Origin of the sequence: Salinibacterium sp. NK8237 (assembly GCF_015864955.1) — a bacterium.
GTDB lineage: Bacteria > Actinomycetota > Actinomycetes > Actinomycetales > Microbacteriaceae > Rhodoglobus.
On sequence record NZ_JADYWE010000001.1, the window covers coordinates 1233039 to 1251077 of the forward strand.

The 18039-nt window shown below is 59.1% G+C and carries 25 protein-coding genes and 1 pseudogene; 1 reads left to right on the plus strand and 25 read right to left on the minus strand.

The annotated features are described in order from the left end of the window. Nucleotides 1–29: 29 nt before the first annotated feature. Nucleotides 30–1967 carry a transcription antiterminator gene (locus I6E56_RS05985; protein WP_197136709.1) on the plus strand — a complete coding sequence of 646 codons (1938 nt, stop codon included), beginning with the start codon at nt 30–32 and terminating at the stop codon, nt 1965–1967. Between the two features lie 110 nt (nt 1968–2077). On the opposite strand, the gene I6E56_RS05990 is transcribed toward I6E56_RS05985, so the two are convergent. The 25 genes and pseudogenes from I6E56_RS05990 to hutU all read right to left on the minus strand — a co-directional run bounded on the left by I6E56_RS05990 (nt 2078) and on the right by hutU (nt 18034). Further along, entirely contained in the window at nt 2078–2677 is a 600-nt protein-coding gene (locus tag I6E56_RS05990) for an adenylate kinase (RefSeq protein ID WP_197136710.1), read from the minus strand. Then, on the minus strand, nt 2674–3996 hold the full coding sequence (gene secY, locus I6E56_RS05995; protein ID WP_197136711.1) for a preprotein translocase subunit SecY: 1323 nt from the start codon (nt 3994–3996) through the stop codon (nt 2674–2676). The genes I6E56_RS05990 and secY overlap by 4 nt, the downstream gene beginning before the upstream one ends. A 125-nt stretch (nt 3997–4121) precedes the next feature. Further along, a complete protein-coding gene (gene rplO, locus I6E56_RS06000; RefSeq protein WP_197136712.1) occupies nt 4122–4754 on the minus strand; it encodes a 50S ribosomal protein L15 in 633 nt (210 codons plus the stop codon). Beyond that, nucleotides 4754–4939, minus strand: coding sequence for a 50S ribosomal protein L30 (gene rpmD, locus I6E56_RS06005; protein WP_009773114.1), 186 nt, complete (start codon nt 4937–4939; stop codon nt 4754–4756). Before rpmD ends, rplO begins: the two co-directional genes overlap by 1 nt. Continuing rightward, on the minus strand, nt 4939–5664 hold the full coding sequence (rpsE, locus tag I6E56_RS06010; protein ID WP_197106451.1) for a 30S ribosomal protein S5: 726 nt from the start codon (nt 5662–5664) through the stop codon (nt 4939–4941). The genes rpmD and rpsE overlap by 1 nt, the downstream gene beginning before the upstream one ends. Further along, nucleotides 5661–6032, minus strand: a complete 372-nt coding sequence (gene rplR / locus I6E56_RS06015) for a 50S ribosomal protein L18 (RefSeq protein WP_197123110.1) — start codon at nt 6030–6032, stop codon at nt 5661–5663. The genes rpsE and rplR overlap by 4 nt, the downstream gene beginning before the upstream one ends. Before the next feature lie 2 nt (nt 6033–6034). Beyond that, nucleotides 6035–6571: a 50S ribosomal protein L6 gene (gene rplF / locus I6E56_RS06020; RefSeq protein WP_197136713.1), complete on the minus strand. Its 537-nt coding sequence runs from the start codon at nt 6569–6571 to the stop codon at nt 6035–6037. A 6-nt stretch (nt 6572–6577) separates the two neighbouring features. After that, a complete protein-coding gene (gene rpsH / locus I6E56_RS06025; protein ID WP_197106453.1) occupies nt 6578–6976 on the minus strand; it encodes a 30S ribosomal protein S8 in 399 nt (132 codons plus the stop codon). 73 nt (nt 6977–7049) lie between these two features. Then, on the minus strand, nt 7050–7640 hold the full coding sequence (gene rplE / locus I6E56_RS06030) for a 50S ribosomal protein L5 (RefSeq protein ID WP_197136714.1): 591 nt from the start codon (nt 7638–7640) through the stop codon (nt 7050–7052). Between the two features lie 95 nt (nt 7641–7735). Further along, a pseudogene (gene rplX / locus I6E56_RS06035) lies at nt 7736–8071 on the minus strand (50S ribosomal protein L24); the annotation flags it as partial. Between the two features lie 2 nt (nt 8072–8073). Next, nucleotides 8074–8445 (minus strand): 50S ribosomal protein L14, encoded by a 372-nt coding sequence (rplN, locus tag I6E56_RS06040; protein WP_100388198.1) that lies wholly within the window; start codon nt 8443–8445, stop codon nt 8074–8076. Next, a complete protein-coding gene (gene rpsQ / locus I6E56_RS06045) occupies nt 8445–8744 on the minus strand; it encodes a 30S ribosomal protein S17 (protein WP_197106456.1) in 300 nt (99 codons plus the stop codon). The genes rplN and rpsQ overlap by 1 nt, the downstream gene beginning before the upstream one ends. A 2-nt stretch (nt 8745–8746) precedes the next feature. Further along, nucleotides 8747–9079, minus strand: coding sequence for a 50S ribosomal protein L29 (gene rpmC, locus I6E56_RS15250; protein ID WP_197136715.1), 333 nt, complete (start codon nt 9077–9079; stop codon nt 8747–8749). Then, the gene (gene rplP / locus I6E56_RS06055; RefSeq protein ID WP_009773124.1) at nt 9079–9498 is read right to left on the minus strand and encodes a 50S ribosomal protein L16; all 420 of its coding nucleotides are present in this window, start codon (nt 9496–9498) and stop codon (nt 9079–9081) included. Before rplP ends, rpmC begins: the two co-directional genes overlap by 1 nt. A gap of 2 nt (nt 9499–9500) precedes the next feature. Next, nucleotides 9501–10316, minus strand: a complete 816-nt coding sequence (rpsC, locus tag I6E56_RS06060; protein WP_197106458.1) for a 30S ribosomal protein S3 — start codon at nt 10314–10316, stop codon at nt 9501–9503. Then, a complete protein-coding gene (rplV, locus tag I6E56_RS06065) occupies nt 10316–10708 on the minus strand; it encodes a 50S ribosomal protein L22 (RefSeq protein WP_197106459.1) in 393 nt (130 codons plus the stop codon). Before rplV ends, rpsC begins: the two co-directional genes overlap by 1 nt. Nucleotides 10709–10732: 24 nt before the next feature. Beyond that, nucleotides 10733–11014 carry a 30S ribosomal protein S19 gene (gene rpsS, locus I6E56_RS06070; RefSeq protein ID WP_009773127.1) on the minus strand — a complete coding sequence of 94 codons (282 nt, stop codon included), beginning with the start codon at nt 11012–11014 and terminating at the stop codon, nt 10733–10735. A 15-nt stretch (nt 11015–11029) separates the two neighbouring features. Beyond that, complete coding sequence (gene rplB / locus I6E56_RS06075; protein WP_197106460.1) at nt 11030–11869, minus strand: 50S ribosomal protein L2; 840 nt, start codon at nt 11867–11869, stop codon at nt 11030–11032. A 17-nt stretch (nt 11870–11886) separates the two neighbouring features. Beyond that, entirely contained in the window at nt 11887–12186 is a 300-nt protein-coding gene (rplW, locus tag I6E56_RS06080) for a 50S ribosomal protein L23 (protein WP_010203832.1), read from the minus strand. Beyond that, on the minus strand, nt 12183–12842 hold the full coding sequence (gene rplD, locus I6E56_RS06085; protein ID WP_197109484.1) for a 50S ribosomal protein L4: 660 nt from the start codon (nt 12840–12842) through the stop codon (nt 12183–12185). The genes rplW and rplD overlap by 4 nt, the downstream gene beginning before the upstream one ends. Nucleotides 12843–12847: 5 nt before the next feature. Further along, nucleotides 12848–13498, minus strand: a complete 651-nt coding sequence (rplC, locus tag I6E56_RS06090; RefSeq protein WP_197136717.1) for a 50S ribosomal protein L3 — start codon at nt 13496–13498, stop codon at nt 12848–12850. 40 nt (nt 13499–13538) lie between these two features. After that, complete coding sequence (gene rpsJ, locus I6E56_RS06095) at nt 13539–13847, minus strand: 30S ribosomal protein S10 (RefSeq protein WP_009773132.1); 309 nt, start codon at nt 13845–13847, stop codon at nt 13539–13541. 512 nt (nt 13848–14359) lie between these two features. Next, complete coding sequence (gene hutI / locus I6E56_RS06100) at nt 14360–15529, minus strand: imidazolonepropionase (protein WP_197136719.1); 1170 nt, start codon at nt 15527–15529, stop codon at nt 14360–14362. Beyond that, nucleotides 15526–16383 (minus strand): arginase family protein, encoded by an 858-nt coding sequence (locus tag I6E56_RS06105; protein WP_197136721.1) that lies wholly within the window; start codon nt 16381–16383, stop codon nt 15526–15528. The genes hutI and I6E56_RS06105 overlap by 4 nt, the downstream gene beginning before the upstream one ends. Beyond that, nucleotides 16370–18034 carry a urocanate hydratase gene (hutU, locus tag I6E56_RS06110; RefSeq protein WP_197136723.1) on the minus strand — a complete coding sequence of 555 codons (1665 nt, stop codon included), beginning with the start codon at nt 18032–18034 and terminating at the stop codon, nt 16370–16372. The genes I6E56_RS06105 and hutU overlap by 14 nt, the downstream gene beginning before the upstream one ends. Nucleotides 18035–18039 lie beyond the last annotated feature (5 nt).

Consider the following 18039-nt stretch of genomic DNA (forward strand, 5'->3'; position numbering starts at 1 on the left):
AAAGATTCATAGGCGAGAATGGAACCCTCATGCTTGCTAATCACGCACGACTTATCGACTACCTCGCTCATGCCGAGGCATGGGTGACGGCTGCCGAGCTCGCGGACAAGCTCGGAGTGACCACTCGAAGCGTGCGGAGTTATGTCACCGCAGTGAAGTCATCCGCACTCCCCCTCGAAGTCATTGAGTCTTCGACCTCGGGGTATCGACTAAACCGCGAGAACTACACCGAATTTCTCAAGGGCGCCTCTAATCGCGAGGCAGAGCGGCCTCGCGATCGGCAATATCACCTCGTGCGTCGTCTGGGTGATGCCCCCGAAGGTACCGATATCCACGCGCTCGCCGATAGCTTTTTCGTCAGCGAGTCGACCATCGAAGCCGACCTCCGCAAGGTGAAAGCAGCGGTCGAAGAGTCTGGGTTGAGCCTCGCCCGCCGGGGGCCGCTCGTCATTCTCACGGGGACTGAGCCGAACCTTCGTCGGCTGCTGAGCAAGATGTTCCGCCACGAAGAGTCTCAGGGGTTTCTTGAGCTCGAGAGCATCCAACGCGAATTTGAGTCGTCAGATCTGCGAGCTTTCAAGACATCACTGCTCGAGCTTCTTGATTCCCATGGCTACTTCGTTAATGAGTATGGGATCAATCATGTACTGCTGCATGTAGCGATTGCAGCGGACCGGACCCTTCCCCGGGATCCGACTGCCACAGAAGCAGAAGAAGAAGCCACAGCAGCACCAAGCACCGCACCGGCTCCCGAAACGGACTCTACGGTTTTCTCGGAGGACCTCGCAGCACTCATTACGTCACATTTTGGCGCGGATCTGCGGCTTGAGGACCTCAATGAAATTGAGCTGCTGCTCACGACACGAGTGATCACGCGCGCTAGCGGTCCTGACTCCCCTGCGGATGTCGATCTTGAGGAACTCACCACACGCGTTCGCCGCACCGTGCAGCACGTCGGCGAGGAGTACCTCATCGACCTCGACGATGACGACTTCATCATGAGGTTGTCATTGCACGTACGAAATCTGATCCTTCGAGCCCAGGACCTCTCGTACTCCCGCAACCCCATGACTCGGTCTATCAAGACCACTTATCCCATGATTTACGAGCTTGCCGTGTTCATAGCAGCCGAAGTTCAACGTGATGAGAACATCACGATCCACGACGACGAAATCTCCTATATTGCGCTCCACGTTGGATCGCATCTTGAGCGCCAAACGAAACGGGAAGTTCGGCTGACCGCAGCGCTGGTATGCCCCAACTACCACGATCTTCATGTCATCTTGAGGGAACGCATCGAAGCGGTGCTGGGCGACGAGCTGCACTTACGAATCGTGATTACCCGCACCGATGTCGATCTCGCCGAACTCTCGACCGATCTCGTGCTCACGACAATCGATCTGCGCTCATTCGCCGACAACGTCGTGCTGATTCAACCGTTTTTAACCGAAACCGATGTGGATGCGATCCGCCGCACTATCAGTCGCGTGCGACGGATACGCCGTCGTCGAGAGCTAACAGACGAGCTGTTGCGGTTCTTTGATCCCGCCCTGTTCTTGCGCAACTTCACGGCCCCCAGTGAAGAAGCGATGATCGCGGCCCTCGGACATCGGATGATCGACGCTGGAGTCATTGACCACGGCTATATCACCGGTGCCATTGAACGCGAACGCATGTCATCGACGGCGTTTACCGACACTCTGGCTGTTCCGCACGCGATGACGATGAACGCTCACCGCACCGCGATCAGTATCGTGATCAACGAGACGCCAATGCCGTGGGGCGAAAACAAGGTCAACGTCATCGCGCTAATCGCCTTTAGCGCTGCGGGACGCACGACATTCCAGACCGTATTCGACCAGTTCGTGACAGTGTTTTCCGATCGCGAATACGTGCAGCAACTCGTCAAGAAAGCGGTCGATTTTCCCACGTTTATTGACGAACTCGTTCGCGGAATCGAAAACTAGAAATCCGGTTTGATCCAGAAATACCGCGCAATGGTGAACCTATGCAGAGATAGTTCCACAAATGAAGATGACTGGTGCGTACCAGTCAGACATCACGGGCCTGCAGCGTTTTAGCGCGAGCCTGCGTCAGTAGCTGAAATACCCCGGTCGAAAAGAGCTTCGGTGATGCGTGCCGTGACAGCATCAATTTCACCCAACGCATCGATCGTGACGAGCACGTCGCGGTCAGCGTAGACCTTTACGAGAGGAGCAGTCTGTTCGCTGTATACGTCGAGTCGGTGACGCACTACCTCTTCGGTGTCGTCGCTGCGCCCCTGCTCGAGAGCGCGCTTGCTCAGGCGACCCACAACAACGTCAGGATCTGCTTCCAACTCAACGACAACGTCTAACGCAGCACCGTGGCTCGCCAAAAAGTCGTCAAGTTCACGCACCTGATCGGTCGTACGAGGGTAACCATCAAGCAGGAACCCCTGCTTGGCGTCGTCTTCCTCAAGGCGATCTCGGATGAGCGCATTCGTGAGCGAGTCAGGAACATTGTCTCCGGCATCCATAAACGCTTTGGCTTTGTTACCAAGCTCGGTGCCATTCTTCACATTGCTGCGAAAAATATCACCTGTCGAAATTGCAGGAACGCCATAGATCTGGGAAAGACGGGCGGCCTGAGTGCCTTTTCCAGCACCAGGAGGACCGATCAAAAGAAGTCGTGTCAACGCAACAAACCTTCGTAATGGCGCTGCTGCAACTGCGAATCAATCTGCTTGACGGTCTCAAGACCGACGCCGACGATAATCAGGATGCTAGCTCCGCCGAATGGGAAATTCTGGTTGGCGCCGATTGCCACGAATGCAATCAGCGGGATCATCGCCACGAGGCCAAGATACAACGAGCCAGGTAGCGTGACGCGAGTCAAAACGTAGTCGAGGTATTCGGCGGTGGGCCGACCGGCCCGGATACCAGGAATGAATCCGCCGTACTTCTTCATGTTGTCAGCAACTTCTTCAGGGTTGAAGGTAATTGCGACGTAGAAGTAGGTGAAGCCCACGATCAGCAGGAAGTAACCAATCATGTAGATCGGGCTATCTCCGGAGACCAAGTTGTTCTGAACCCAGACAACCCATGCTGCCGAGGTTTCACCAGCTTGTGGCTGGTTGAACTGTGCGATCAGTGCAGGTAGGTACAGCAGCGATGAAGCGAAGATCACGGGGATCACGCCAGCCATGTTGACCTTGATCGGAATATAGGTGTTGTTTCCGCCGTACGTACGACGCCCAACCATGCGCTTCGCGTACTGTACGGGGATTCGTCGCTGCGACTGCTCGACGAATACGACCGCGCCCATGATCAAAACACCCATGAGTAGCACAAGAACGAATGTTTCGATTCCGCTCGCTACGTAGATGCCCCACAGAGCGCTGGGGAAGGTTGCGGCGATAGAAGTAAAGATCAACAGCGACATACCGTTGCCGATGCCACGCTCGGTGACGAGCTCACCCATCCACATGATGAGGCCGGTGCCGGCGGTCATCGTGATGACCATCAGCAAAATTGCGTACCACGCATCATTCGTGATGAGTTGGCTACATTCGGCCACGCCAGCAGACTGGAACAGTGCTCCACTTCGAGCAACAGTGATCAGCGTCGTGGACTGCAGGATTGCGAGAGCGATGGTGAGGTAACGCGTGTACTGAGTCAGCGTTGCCTGGCCAGATTGGCCCTCTTTGTGAAGAGTTTCGAAGTGTGGGATGACCACACGAAGTAGTTGCACGATGATCGACGCCGTGATGTACGGCATGATTCCGAGTGCAAATACGGAAAGTTGAAGGAGTGCCCCACCACTGAAGAGGTTGATGAGGTCGTACAGTCCGCCACTCGAGGAGTTAAAGGCGAGACAGGCCTGAACGTTGCCGAAATCGACGAACGGCGCGGGGATGAAAGAGCCAAGTCTAAACAGCGCAATGATGCCTAGCGTGAACCCGATCTTCCTGCGAAGGTCAGGCGTACGTATGATCCGCGCGACAGCTCTAAACACAAGGCCTCCGATTTATCTATGTACTACGGGCGAGTGGGGAACCCCTATGCGGGGTTCCCCACTCAACCTGTCTGCGTTTGTCACCGGTGTGACTAACGCGACACTAACGTTTGTCGTAGTGACAGTTACTGGACCGAACCGCCGGCCGCAACGATCTTCTGCTCGGCAGAGCCGGAGACCTTGTCAACTACAACGTTCAGCTTAACCGTAATATCACCCTGACCAAGAACCTTGACCTTTTCGTTCTTGCGAACCGCGCCCTTCGACACGAGGTCAGCAACGGTAACGTCGCCTCCCTTGGGGTAGAGTTCCGCGAGCTTTTCGAGGTTTACAACCTGGTACTCAACACGGAACGGGTTCTTGAATCCGCGCAGCTTAGGTGCACGCATCACGAAGTTGATGTTTCCACCTTCGAAACCAACGCGCATGTTGTAACGCGCCTTAGTTCCCTTGGTTCCACGGCCCGCGGTCTTACCCTTGGAGCCTTCACCACGGCCAACACGCATGCGGTCTTTCTTAGCACCGGTAGCGGGACGGAGGTGGTGCATCTTCAGAACCTGCGGGCGGCTTGCAACATCATCGCTCGAGGACTTCTTAGCGGTCGATGCCTTAGCAGCGGTCGACTTCGCAGGAGCCTTCGTGGCGGATGCCTTCGCAGCAGGAGCCTTGTCAGCTGCGGCCTTTGCAGGAGCAGCCTTCTTAGCGGCAGGAGCTTTCGCTGCTGCAGCTTTCGTGGGTGTTTCTTTCTCGTCAGCCATTAGTCAATCTCCTCGACCTTGACAAGGTGAGCGACCGTGTTGACGTAACCACGGTTCTGCGAGTTGTCCTCGCGCACAACCACGGAACCGATGCGCTTGAGCCCTAGGCTGCGCAAAGTGTCGCGTTGGTTTTGCTTCTCACTAATTTTGGACTTGATCTGGGTTACCTTCAGGCGACCAGCCATCAGACACCTGCCTTAGCTTCAGCCTCGGCGCGCAGCAAGCGTGCCGGGATTACGTGTTCTGCATCGAGCCCACGACGAGCGGCAACCGAGCGCGGCTCTTCGAGCTGCTTGAGTGCCTCAACCGTTGCGTGAACGATGTTGATCGTGTTCGACGAACCGAGCGACTTGCTCAGTACATCGTGGATACCGGCGCACTCGAGAACGGCGCGAACGGGTCCACCAGCGATAACACCGGTACCAGCGGATGCGGGACGCAGCAGAACTACACCTGCAGCAGCCTCGCCCTGAACCGAGTGAGGGATGGTAGCGCCGACGCGAGGAACGCGGAAGAAGTTCTTCTTCGCCTCTTCGACACCCTTGGAGATCGCGAGAGGAACTTCGCGAGCCTTGCCGTAACCGACTCCGACCATTCCGTTGCCGTCACCGACGACGACGAGAGCGGTGAAGCTAAAGCGACGACCACCCTTGACGACCTTCGATACACGGTTGATGGTGACGACGCGCTCCAGGAACTGGTTCTTGTCGTTGTCGCGGCTGTTGTTGCCACCACGTCCACCACGGTCGGGTCCACGCTCGCGGCCGCCACGACGAGCCTCGCGGGGCTCGCTCGTTACGTCGGTCGCGGGGGCGTCTACGACGACCTCGGGTACGGAGATGGCGCTAGTCGCCTCAGCGGCCACGGCCTGCTCCTTGTTTGTTGTCTTGTTGTCCACGTTGTCGCTCACAGGTTCAATCCACCCTCTCGCGCTCCGTCGGCGATTGCTGCAACGCGACCTGCGTAGCGGCTTCCACCACGATCAAATACGACGGCTTCAACACCGGCGTCCTTGGCGCGCTCGGCAACCAATTCACCGATCTTGCGTGCCTTGGCGGTCTTGTCGCCATCGAACGTACGCATGCTCGACTCCATGGTCGACGCCGAAGCGACGGTAACGCCCTTGGAGTCATCGACAACCTGGACGAATACGTGACGTGCTGAACGCGTGACCACGAGACGGGGGCGTACTTCAGTGCCCACGACCTTCTTGCGGAGACGTGCGTGACGACGGCCCTTAGCGGCCGACTTGCTCTTACCTCTGGTTCCGAGAGCCATGTCTACTTACCACTCTTTCCGGCCTTGCGACGAACAACTTCGCCGGCGTAGCGCACACCCTTGCCCTTGTAGGGCTCTGGCTTGCGCAATTTACGAATGTTGGCTGCTACTTCGCCAACCGCCTGCTTGTCGATGCCGCTGACAACTAGTTTGTTATTGCCCTCGACCGCGAAGCTGATGCCTGCGGGCGGGTCAACGGTGATCGAGTGCGAGTACCCGAGAGCAAACTCGATTGAGTTGCCCTTTGCGGTGACACGGTAACCAGTACCAACGACCTCAAGGCCCTTGGTGTAACCGTCGGTAACACCGATGATCTGGTTAGCGATGAGCGTACGAGTCAAGCCGTGCAGTGAACGCGATTCGCGCTCGTCGTCGGGACGGGTTACGAGAACCTGACCCTCTTCGAGTGCTACAGCGATAGGTGCCTTGACGGTGAGCGCGAGCTCACCCTTCGGGCCCTTTACAGTGACGTCTTGGCCGTTGATGGTGAGTGTGACACCAGCGGGGACATCAATAGGAAGTCTTCCGATACGTGACATTTTGGGTTACCACACGTAGGCGAGGACTTCCCCACCTACGCCCTTCTGAGTCGCCTCTTTGTCGGTCAAAAGACCTGAGGAGGTGGACAAAATAGCCACACCGAGTCCGCCAAGAACCTTGGGGATTTCGGTCGAGCGAGCGTAGACACGAAGACCAGGCTTCGAGACGCGCTTGATTCCCTTGATGGAACGCTCGCGAGTGGGGCTGTACTTGAGTTCGATCGTGAGGGTCTGGCCCACGCGAGCGTCCTCGGTGCTCCAGCTGAGGATGTATCCCTCGGCCTTGAGCATTTCAGCCAGGCGCGACTTCAGCTTGCTGTTAGGCATTGAAACGCTGTCGTGGTGCGCCGAATTGGCGTTGCGCAGTCTGGTCAGCATGTCAGCGACCGGATCTGTCATTGTCATTATGTGTTTCCTGTCTCAACTGGTTTCGGCATCCGTTACACGAATGCCGACCTGGCCGATCGGTGTTACTTGGTTAGTTAGATGCGTTCTCAGCGGAACGGAACGGGAAGCCCAAAGCCTTAAGCAGTGCGCGACCTTCTTCGTTGTTCTTGCCGGTGGTGACGATAGTGATATCGAAACCACGAACGCGGTCAATCTTGTCCTGGTCGATCTCGTGGAACATTGACTGTTCCGTGAGACCGAACGTGTAGTTACCGTTGCCATCGAACTGCTTGTCCGACAGACCGCGGAAGTCACGGATACGCGGAAGCGCCAGCGTGATCAGGCGGTCGAGGAACTCCCAAGCGCGGTCACCACGGAGGGTAACGTGTGCGCCAATGGGCTGTCCTTCACGAAGCTTGAACTGAGCAATCGACTTGCGAGCGCTAGTTACGTAAGGCTTCTGACCGGTGATCGCGGTGAGGTCTTTGACAGCCCCATCGATGATCTTTCCGTCGCGAGCAGCTTCACCGACACCAGTGTTAACGACGACCTTGACGATCCCCGGAATCTGGTGGACGTTGGAAAGTCCAAGGTCCTTCTTGAGCTGAGCCGCGAGTTCATCGCGGTACTTCTGCTTGAGGCGCGGCTGGATTTTGCCAGCAGCAGGTGCAGTCGTCGTCATTAGTCTGCGTCCTTCTCGGTTGCCTTCTCGGCATCCTTCTTCGAAGCCTTGGGCTCAGCCTTAGCTGCCTTGGACTTCTTGGTCTCTACGCGGCGCGACTTCTTGAAGAAGCGCTCGCGCGTGGTCTTGCCACGGTCATCGGTGCCGACAGTGAAGCCAACACGAGCCGGGAGCTTGGTCTCGGGGTCAACGAGGGCGACGTTCGACACGTGAATCGGTGCCTCCATCGTCTCGATGCCACCGGTCTTGGTTCCACGCTGAGTCTGGCCAACCTTGACGTGCTTGGTGACGAAGTTGACACCCTCCACGACAATGCGGTCTTTTCCAGCGATAACACTGATAACGCGACCCTGCTTGCCGCGGCTTCCGCCACGCTCTTCGGTCGGGCCGCTGATGACCTGTACGAGGTCACCCTTGCGAATCTTTGCCATATCTACAGCACCTCCGGTGCGAGCGAGATGATCTTCATGAACTTCTTGTCACGAAGTTCGCGGCCAACCGGCCCGAAAATGCGGGTACCACGGGGGTCTCCGCCATCGGACTTGAGGATTACAGCCGCGTTCTCATCGAACTTGATGTATGAGCCGTCTGGACGACGAGTCTGCTTGATGACGCGAACGATGACGGCCTTGACGACCTCACCCTTCTTGACGTTGCCGCCAGGAATAGCGTCTTTGACGGTTGCCACGATGACATCGCCGAGACCTGCGTAACGACGGCCTGAGCCACCGAGAACGCGAATCGTGAGGAGCTCCTTGGCGCCGGTGTTATCGGCAACCTTTACTCGGGATTCCTGCTGAAGCATTACTTAGCCTTTTCGAGGATCTCGACCAGACGCCAGCGCTTCGTGGCGCTGAGCGGACGGGTCTCGCTGATAAGTACGGAGTCACCGACGCCGGCCGTGTTGGCCTCGTCGTGAACCTTCACCTTGGAGTTACGGCGAACAACCTTGCCGTACAACGGGTGCTTTACGCGGTCTTCGACGATGACAACGATGGTCTTATCCATCTTGTCGCTCGTAACCAGTCCGCGACGGGTCTTACGGTACCCACGAGCGACCTCGGCGGTCGTCTCCGCGGTCTTCTTGTCTTCAACCTTGGCCATGACTACGCCTCCTTCGTCTCGTCAGTGGCGTCTGCTGCGGTCTCAGCCGCGGCGTCTGCCTTCTTGGTGCTGCGCTTCTTGGTCTCCTTGGCGGGAGCCTCGACAGCAGCGGGGGTTGCACGGATGCCCAGCTCGCGCTCACGGATAACCGTGTAGATGCGGGAGATGTCGCGCTTTACAGCGCGGATACGTCCGTGGCTTTCCAGTTGACCAGTTGCGGCCTGGAAACGAAGGTTGAAAAGTTCTTCCTTCGACTTCTTCAGCTCGTCAACGAGTCGTTCGTCTTCAAAAGTGTCTAGCTCGACAGGGGCTAGCTCCTTGGATCCGATCGCCATTATGCGTCGCCCTCCTCGCGCTTGATGATGCGTGCCTTGAGGGGCAGCTTGTGAATTGCACGAGTGAGTGCTTCGCGCGCAGTCGTCTCGTCCACGCCGCTGAGCTCGAAGAGCACGCGACCTGGCTTGACGTTGGCGACCCACCACTCGGGCGAGCCCTTACCGGAACCCATGCGGGTTTCAGCGGGCTTTTTGGTGAGCGGGCGGTCGGGGTAGATGTTGATCCACACCTTTCCACCACGCTTGATGTGACGCGTCATTGCGATACGAGCTGCCTCAATCTGGCGGTTCGTAACGTATGCGGGCGTCAGAGCCTGAATACCGTACTCGCCAAACGACACCGTGGTTCCACCAGTAGCGTGGCCGCTACGGGAGGGGTGGTGCTGCTTGCGGTACTTGACCTTACGCGGAATCAACATTGTTATGCCTCAACTCCTGCTGCAACCGGTGCGTCAGCCTTGGGGGCTTCTGCCTTGGGTGCTTCAGCTTTCGGTGCGGACGAAGGGCCACCGGTGCGACGACCGCCACGGTCGCCACCATCGCGACGCTCTGGACGCGACGACTTCTGGTTAGCCTGCTCGCGAGCGAGCTCCTTGTTGGTGATGTCGCCCTTGTAGACCCACACCTTGACACCGATACGACCGAACGTGGTCTTAGCCTCGTAGAAGCCGTAGTCGATGTTTGCGCGCAGCGTGTGCAGCGGAACGCGACCTTCGCGGTAGTACTCTGAGCGGCTCATTTCTGCGCCACCCAAACGACCCGATACCTGGATGCGAACACCCTTGACCGAACCAACGCGCTGGGCGCCCTGAAGACCCTTGCGCATTGCACGACGGAAAGCGACACGAGCAGCGAGCTGCTCCGCAATTCCCTGTGCAACGAGCTGAGCCTCAGCCTCGGGGTTCTTGACCTCGAGGATGTTGAGCTGGATCTGCTTACCGGAGAGCTTTTCGAGCTCGCCACGGATACGCTCTGCTTCGGCGCCGCGGCGACCGATCACGATGCCCGGACGGGCAGTGTGAATGTCTACGCGAACGCGGTCACGGGTGCGCTCGATTTCAATGCGAGCAACACCTGCGCGGTCGAGGTTCGACTTGAGCAGGTTGCGGATCTTTACATCTTCCGCAACGTAGTCGCTGTAACGCTGACCCGGCTTGGTGCTGTCGGAGAACCAACGCGACACGTGGTCGGTGGTGATTCCCAGACGGAAACCGTAGGGGTTTACCTTCTGTCCCATTACTTCTTCCCTGCCTTGTCGGCCTCGGCTTCAACGACGTGGTCTGGCGTGGCCAGCACGACCGTGATGTGGCTTGTGCGCTTCAGGATCTGGAACGCGCGGCCCTGGGCACGCGGCTGGAAACGCTTGAGCGTTGCACCGTCGTCGACGTAAGCCTTCGAGATGATCAGATCCTGTTCGTCCAGGAACGTGTTCGAAGCATCTGCCTTGACTCGCGCATTCGCGATTGCAGATGCAACCAACTTGTAGACCGGCTCGCTCGCGCCCTGAGGTGCGAACTTCAAAATTGCCAGTGCTTCCTGTGCTTGCTTGCCGCGAATCATGTTGACAACGCGACGAGCCTTCATGGGGGTCACGCGGATGTGACGCACGCGTGCGATCGACTCCACCATTTCTCTACCTCCTTCACCACCGCGTTAGCGGCGGCGACCCTTCTTGTCGTCCTTCACGTGTCCACGGAAGGTACGGGTGGGCGAAAACTCGCCGAGCTTGTGCCCAACCATGGTTTCGGTGATGAACACCGGAATGTGCTTGCGACCATCGTGCACCGCGATCGTGTGACCCAGCATTGCTGGAACGATCATGGAGCGGCGCGACCAGGTCTTGATTACGTTCTTGCTCTTGGCTTCGTTCGCCTTGACAACCTTTTGTAGGAGGTGGTCGTCGACGAAGGGGCCCTTCTTCAGACTGCGTGGCATCTTCTGACTCTCCTACTACTTGCGCTTCTTGCCGACATTGCGGCGGCGAACGATGAGCTGGTCACTGGGCAGTTTGCGCTTACGTGTGCGCCCTTCTGCCTGGCCCCAAGGGGAAACGGGGTGACGTCCACCGGACGTCTTACCCTCACCACCACCGTGGGGGTGGTCAACAGGGTTCATGGCAACACCACGGACGGTCGGGCGAACGCCCTTCCAACGCATGCGGCCGGCCTTTCCCCAGTTGATGTTCGACTGCTCGGCATTGCCGACCTCGCCGATCGTTGCGCGGCAACGAACGTCAACGTTGCGGATTTCTCCGGAAGGCAAACGCAGCTGCGCGTAGGGGCCTTCTTTTGCAACGAGTCGAACCGATGCTCCAGCGGAGCGGGCCATCTTGGCGCCGCCACCGGGGCGAAGTTCAATCATGTGGATAACCGTACCGACGGGGATGTTCTTCATCGGGAGGTTGTTACCAGGCTTGATGTCTGCGCCGGGACCCGACTCAACAATGTCCCCCTGATTGAGCTTGTTCGGAGCAACGATGTAGCGCTTGGTGCCATCAACAAAGTGAAGCAGTGCAATACGTGCGGTGCGGTTGGGGTCGTACTCGATCTCGGCAACGCGGGCGTTTACGCCGTCTTTGTCGTTGCGCTTGAAGTCGATTACGCGGTACTGGCGCTTGTGGCCACCACCGATGTGACGAGTCGTGATGCGACCTGCGTTGTTGCGTCCACCAGTCTTCGGCAGAGGGCGCAGAAGCGACTTCTCCGGCGTTGAACGGGTGATCTCAGCAAAGTCTGCAACCGAGGATCCACGACGACCAGGCGTCGTGGGCTTGTACTTGCGAATAGCCATTAGTTTCTCCTTGGTCCTTAGCCGACAGCGGTGAAGATGTCGATAGAACCGGACTTGAGCGTGACGATGGCGCGCTTGGTGTCCTTGCGCTTGCCCATACCGAAACGGGTACGACGGGTCTTGCCCGTGCGGTTCAACGTGTTGACCGAGTCGACCTTGACGCTGAAGATCTTCTCAATAGCGAGCTTGATCTCGGTCTTGTTCGCACGGGGGTCTACCTCGAAGGTGTACTTGCCCATGTCGATCAGGTTGTAGCTCTTCTCAGAGACCACGGGAGCGATGATGATGTCGCGCGGGTCCTTGTACGTGACGGTCATGCGCTGACCTCTTCCTTGTTCGAGGACTTGGTGTTGAACGCAACGAACGCGTCGAAGGCGCCCTTGCTGAACACGATGTCGTCGCTGACGACGACGTCGTAGGCGTTGAGCTGGTCGTAAGCCAAGACGTGAACCGTGTCGAGGTTGCGAATGCTCTTGAGGCTGGTTGCATCTTCGCGCTGGAGAACAACGAGAACGTTCTTGCTCGGCGCGATGTTGTTCAGCAGAGCCAAGACAGACTTCGTCGAAGGCTTGCCGTCTACAGCGAGAGCGTCGATGACGTGAATGCGCTCACCGCGAGCCCGGTCAGACAACGTGCCGCGAAGTGCTGCAGCAATCATCTTCTTGGGGGTGCGCTGTGAGTAGTCACGCGGGTGCGGCCCGTGAACGATGCCACCACCCTTCATCTGAGGAGCACGGATCGAGCCCTGACGAGCGCGACCGGTTCCCTTCTGCTTGAACGGCTTGCGACCAGCACCCGAAACTTCACCGCGGCGCAGGGTGTTGTGCGTACCCTGACGTGCTGCTGCACGCTGTGCAACAACAACCTGGTGGATGAGCGGAACGTTGGTCTGCACGTCGAAGATCTCGGCGGGAAGTTCAACAGAGTCGACCTTCTTGCCCTTGGCGTCGATGACGTCGATGGAGGTAGCCATGTGTACTACGCCCCCTTCACTGCGTTGCGGACGAAGACGATACGGCCACGAGCACCGGGAACAGCGCCCTTGATGAGCACGAGTCCCTTCTCAAGGTCGATCGAGTGGACGGCGAGGTTCATGACCGTTACACGGTCACCACCCATACGACCGGCCATGCGCATGCCCTTGAAGACACGGCTGGGGGTCGACGAGGCACCAATGGAACCAGGCTTGCGGTGGTTACGGTGCGAACCGTGGCTTGCAGATACACCCTTGAAGTTGTGACGCTTCATAACACCGGCGAAACCCTTACCCTTGCTCGTGCCGACGACGTCGACCTTCGAGCCTGGGGTGAAGATGTCGACCGCGAGCTCCTGGCCAACGGTGTATTCCGCGGCGTCAGGGGTGCGAATTTCAGTGATGTGACGGCGAGGCGTTACGCCTGCCTTGTCAAAGTGACCGGTAAGCGGCTTGTTGACCTTACGAGGGTCAATCTGGCCGTACGCGATCTGGACTGCGCTGTATCCATCAACCTCGGGGCTACGCAGTTGCGTAACCACGTTCGGGGTGATTTCGACAACGGTCACGGGAACGAGCTTGTTGTTCTCGTCCCAAACCTGCGTCATGCCGAGCTTTGTGCCCAGCAGACCCTTTGTCGTCTTAGTTGTAGACATTATTTTCCTTATCGGCTCTGTCGCTCAATAACTGCGCGAGCTAAAGCTTGATCTCGATGTTGACGTCGGCCGGCAGGTCGAGACGCATAAGCGAATCCACAGCCTTGGGCGTCGGGTCGATGATGTCGATGAGCCGCTTGTGGGTGCGCTTCTCGAAGTGCTCGCGGCTGTCCTTGTACTTGTGGGGAGAACGGATAACTGCAATCACGTTCTTCTCGGTGGGCAGCGGCACCGGGCCTACTACCGTGGCACCCGCGCGGGTAACCGTGTCAACAATTTTGCGTGCCGACGAGTCGATGACCTCGTGGTCGTACGACTTAAGTCGAATGCGGATCTTTTGTCCCGCCATGACTGGCTCTCTTCCCTTAGTACTTTGGCTGCACTGCGTGCACCTGGGCTGTTCGACACCGGATGTTGCCACCCGAAGACGCTCAGCACTTTTGCTTTCGCACCACTATTTATCTGTCAAGTTGTTGCTGTCACTGCTTGTGATACCAACTCGCGAAGCCGCGAGGAGCACATGCCAGCGAACTGGCACAAGCGTCTCCCGCAGCACGAATTCTTTCGAATTGAATTGGGGAGTTGGTTAAGCTTGGTTCTGCTCCCCGCGGCCTAGCTACAACACGGTGTATAACTCACGCTCTGCGAGGGTCATACGATGTGGAACTATGCACTGCCTGGAAGTGATCCGCACGCACGTGGCGGCGAAATGTTGAACTAGAAGAGTTTGTCACATCCACGCATTTACTGCAACCCGGGCGTGTCGGATTTTTACGGCACCGTTCGCCGAGGTCGTTCTGGCGACGTGATGCCTCGATTTGAGCATCCGCTGCCGCCTGATAGCGGGACTTTTGGGGCGGCTCAGGCCAACGGCCGCACCAGCTCGTGAACGCCATCCACAAAGACGCTGGAGACCAGGGGAACCCCCGGCCGGTACGCCAAGTGACGGTAGTGCGGGGCATCCAGTAGCTGGGCATTCGCTCGCGCGCCGACCCTCAAGTGACCGACGTCATCGCGGCGCAAGGAACGTGCTCCCCCGAGCGTCGCTGCCGTTACGGCCTCAAGCGATGTCATGCCCATGTCGCGCACCGCGAGGGCAATGCAGAACGGGAGGGATGACGTGAAACTCGAACCGGGATTGCAGTCGCTGGCGAGCGCAACCGTCACGCCAGCGTCAAGGAGTCGCCGGGCATCCACGAACGGATGTCTGGTGGAGAACTCGACACCGGGAAGCAGTCCGGCAACCGTGCTGCTGCCCGCGAGCGCCTGCACATCGTCATCGCTGAGATAAGTGCAGTGATCGACACTCGCTGCACCAAGCTCGACCGCGAGTTGCACAGCACCCGACTCGGCCAATTGCGCACCGTGCAGACGAGCGCCCAATCCACGAGCCTGCCCGGCCGTGATGATGGCGCGCGTCTCGTCCTCGGTGAAGGCACCGTTGTCGCAGAACACATCGATCCAGCGCGAATGGGGAGCGCACGCCTCCAGCATGTCGCCCATGACGAGCGTGACGTAGGCGGCGCGATCGTCCGCGAACTCCTCGGGGACAACATGCGCGCCCAAGAACGTAGTTTCGTCAGTGAGCGTGGCCGCGAGCCGCAACATCCGCGCCTCATCTGCAACGCTCAGTCCGTAGCCGCTCTTAATCTCGATCGTTGTCGTGCCCTGGCGACGCATCTCCGCGAGCAGAGCGGTCGCGTTTGCGAGCAACTCAGCGTCAGTCGCTGCGCGCGAAAGTTCGACCGTGCGACGGATGCCGCCCGCCTCGTAACGGCGGCCAGCCATGCGGGCCTCAAACTCATCCGAGCGGTCCCCCGCGAAAAGGATGTGGCTATGGCTGTCAACAAAACCAGGAAGCACACAGCGGCCAGCGGCATCCACTCGCGTGTCAGCGGCAGGAGCATCGGCCGACGCGCCCCACCAGGCCACGCAACCCTCGTCGAGCACAAGCGCCGCGTCGGTCATCTCGGGGCGCTCGTCATCATGCGTGAGCAATAGGCCAATGTTCTCGATCACCGTGCTTGTCATCGCAGCGCCACTCCCGCGATTGCTTCGAGGACGCACAGCGCCACCAGACGCACCGTTCGTTCGTCAGGAGCGTCAGCGGCGGCATCCACCTCGACCAGATCAATCGAGGAGACCGCCGGATGCGCGGCGGCGAGCCGTGCGGCCGCGCGCAACTCAATCGCCGAGATGCCGCCCGGCACCGACGCGGGGCAACCGGGAGCAACCGAGCGATCACACACATCGACATCAAGATCGACGTGGATAGGCCCGCCCGCCGCGCCAGCAATCTCCAGCGCCTGCGCGATCACCTCGTCCATCGAGCGCGAACGCAACTCGTCACGCGTGATTACCGTGATGCCCGCGTCCCTAGCGCGCTCGGCATAGGCGTGCGAATTTGCCAGCGGCTCAATGCCGATCTGCACCACACGACTGCCGTCAAGGCCGGCCTCCAGAAGGCGACGCACGGGTGAACCATTACTGGTGCCGTCTCGTAGGTCGTAGTGAGCATCGAGCGTGATCAGGCCAGCAGACGTGATGTCTGCGCCCCACCGCCCGAGAGCCGTCGGGACCGTAGCCGCATTGTCCCCGCCCAACGCGATAACGAGCTCAGCCCGCAACTGCGCCACCGCATCAATCGCACCCTGCTCGTTCAGATCAGGCTCGCGCACGGTGCCGGCATCCACGATCCGAAGATCAGACAGCGCGGCATAACGACGAAGTGCCTCACGAACCGCAGCGGGAGTCGTGTGAGCCTGCGTCGGCGAGAGAGACGTGCGCGACGTCGGGATACCGATGAGTGCGACATCCGCCCACTCGTCGTCAACCGGCGAAGGCCAATCCCCCGCACGCGGCCACAACGGGTCAGCGTTGAGCATGGTGACCCTTCGTGAGCGGAGCCTCGTTCATGGGGATGCGAACGCCGAGGTTGTCGGCGACCGCGATGGCTTCATCGTAGCCAGCATCAACGTGACGGATGACGCCCATGCCTGGGTCATTCGTGAGCACTCGCTCAAGCTTCTGGGCAGCAAGCTCGGTGCCGTCAGCGACCGTCACCTGACCGGCGTGGATCGACCGGCCGATGCCCACACCGCCACCGTGATGAATGGAGACCCACGTTGCGCCCGATGAGGTATTGACCAGGGCGTTAAGCAACGGCCAGTCAGCGATCGCGTCGGAGCCATCCTTCATCGCCTCGGTCTCGCGGTAGGGCGACGCTACCGAACCGCTGTCGAGGTGATCGCGCCCAATTGCGAGCGGGGCTGCAAGCTCACCCGACGAGACCATCTCGTTGAAGAGCAAACCGGCTTTGTCACGTTCGCCATAACCCAACCAGCAGATGCGAGCCGGGAGCCCTTGGAAGTGCACGCGCTCCCCCGCGAGCTTGATCCAGCGAGCGAGCGATTCGTTCTCGGGGAACAACTCGAGAATGGCCTTGTCTGTCTTGTGGATGTCGCTGGCTTCGCCGCTGAGAGCGGCCCACCGGAACGGGCCCTTGCCCTCCGCGAACAGCGGGCGGATGTAGGCCGGCACGAACCCGGGGAAAGCGAACGCATCCGCGTAGCCCGCCGCGAGCGCCTCCGTGCGCAGATTGTTGCCGTAGTCGAAGACCTCGGCCCCCTGACGCTGAAAGCCGACCATCGCTTCAACATGAATCGCCATCGATTCGCGGGCACGCTGGGCGAAGTCGGGGTGGCTGCGGGCACTCTGCCAGTCATGGAAGTCCACGCCGAGAGGAAGGTAAGCGAGAGGATCGTGGGCGCTCGTCTGGTCAGTGACGATATCGATCGGCGCCCCCATCGCCAACAGCTCGGGAACGGCAGCAGCCGCATTCGCCAGCACCCCAATCGAGAGCGGCTTCTTCGCATCGCGCGCGGCAACCGCGAGTTCGACCGCGTGCGCGAGAGACTTCGCCTCAACATCGAGGTAGCCGTGATCGATGCGACGCGTGATGCGACTCTGATCAACATCAATACAGATCGCAACACCGTCGTTCATGGTTACGGCGAGCGGTTGAGCCCCACCCATGCCTCCGAGGCCAGCCGTAAGGGTAATGGTGCCGGCAAGAGTGCCGCCGAAGCGTTTCGCCGCGACTGCAGAGAAGGTCTCGTAGGTGCCTTGCAGAATGCCCTGCGTACCAATGTAAATCCACGATCCCGCCGTCATTTGGCCGTACATGGTGAGGCCAAGCTGCTCGAGCCGACGAAACTCATCCCAGTTGGCCCAGTCGCCCACCAGATTGGAGTTCGCCAACAACACCCGGGGAGCCCACTCGTGGGTCTGCATGACACCGACGGGCTTGCCCGACTGAACCAGCAGCGTCTCGTCACCTTTGAGGGTCGTGAGCGAACGAACAATCGCGTGATAACTGGGCCAGTTACGCGCAGCCTTACCCGTGCCGCCATAGACGACGAGATCTTCCGGATGCTCGGCAACCTCAGGGTCGAGGTTGTTCTGGAGCATGCGCAAAGCACCCTCCTGCTGCCAGCCGAGAGTATTGAGCGTGGAACCACGGTGTGCCTGAATCATGACGT

Bases quoted from the DNA above. Each gene is read 5' to 3' on its own strand.
- I6E56_RS05985 (WP_197136709.1), top strand. From the start codon at position 30: ATGCTTGCTAATCACGCACGACTTATCGACTACCTCGCTCATGCCGAG.
- rplO (WP_197136712.1), bottom strand. From the start codon at position 4,754: ATGGCTGACGAGAAAGAAACACCCACGAAAGCTGCAGCAGCGAAAGCT.
- rpmD (WP_009773114.1), bottom strand. From the start codon at position 4,939: ATGGCTGGTCGCCTGAAGGTAACCCAGATCAAGTCCAAAATTAGTGAG.
- rplR (WP_197123110.1), bottom strand. From the start codon at position 6,032: ATGGCTCTCGGAACCAGAGGTAAGAGCAAGTCGGCCGCTAAGGGCCGT.
- rplF (WP_197136713.1), bottom strand. From the start codon at position 6,571: ATGTCACGTATCGGAAGACTTCCTATTGATGTCCCCGCTGGTGTCACA.
- rpsH (WP_197106453.1), bottom strand. From the start codon at position 6,976: ATGACAATGACAGATCCGGTCGCTGACATGCTGACCAGACTGCGCAAC.
- rplE (WP_197136714.1), bottom strand. From the start codon at position 7,640: ATGACGACGACTGCACCTGCTGCTGGCAAAATCCAGCCGCGCCTCAAG.
- rplN (WP_100388198.1), bottom strand. From the start codon at position 8,445: ATGCTTCAGCAGGAATCCCGAGTAAAGGTTGCCGATAACACCGGCGCC.
- rpsQ (WP_197106456.1), bottom strand. From the start codon at position 8,744: ATGGCCAAGGTTGAAGACAAGAAGACCGCGGAGACGACCGCCGAGGTC.
- rpmC (WP_197136715.1), bottom strand. From the start codon at position 9,079: ATGGCGATCGGATCCAAGGAGCTAGCCCCTGTCGAGCTAGACACTTTT.
- rplP (WP_009773124.1), bottom strand. From the start codon at position 9,498: ATGTTGATTCCGCGTAAGGTCAAGTACCGCAAGCAGCACCACCCCTCC.
- rpsC (WP_197106458.1), bottom strand. From the start codon at position 10,316: ATGGGACAGAAGGTAAACCCCTACGGTTTCCGTCTGGGAATCACCACC.
- rplV (WP_197106459.1), bottom strand. From the start codon at position 10,708: ATGGTGGAGTCGATCGCACGCGTGCGTCACATCCGCGTGACCCCCATG.
- rpsS (WP_009773127.1), bottom strand. From the start codon at position 11,014: ATGCCACGCAGTCTGAAGAAGGGCCCCTTCGTCGACGACCACCTCCTA.
- rplB (WP_197106460.1), bottom strand. From the start codon at position 11,869: ATGGCTATTCGCAAGTACAAGCCCACGACGCCTGGTCGTCGTGGATCC.
- rplW (WP_010203832.1), bottom strand. From the start codon at position 12,186: ATGACCGTCACGTACAAGGACCCGCGCGACATCATCATCGCTCCCGTG.
- rplD (WP_197109484.1), bottom strand. From the start codon at position 12,842: ATGGCTACCTCCATCGACGTCATCGACGCCAAGGGCAAGAAGGTCGAC.
- rplC (WP_197136717.1), bottom strand. From the start codon at position 13,498: ATGTCTACAACTAAGACGACAAAGGGTCTGCTGGGCACAAAGCTCGGC.
- rpsJ (WP_009773132.1), bottom strand. From the start codon at position 13,847: ATGGCGGGACAAAAGATCCGCATTCGACTTAAGTCGTACGACCACGAG.
- hutI (WP_197136719.1), bottom strand. From the start codon at position 15,529: ATGACAAGCACGGTGATCGAGAACATTGGCCTATTGCTCACGCATGAT.
- I6E56_RS06105 (WP_197136721.1), bottom strand. From the start codon at position 16,383: ATGCTCAACGCTGACCCGTTGTGGCCGCGTGCGGGGGATTGGCCTTCG.
- hutU (WP_197136723.1), bottom strand. From the start codon at position 18,034: ATGATTCAGGCACACCGTGGTTCCACGCTCAATACTCTCGGCTGGCAG.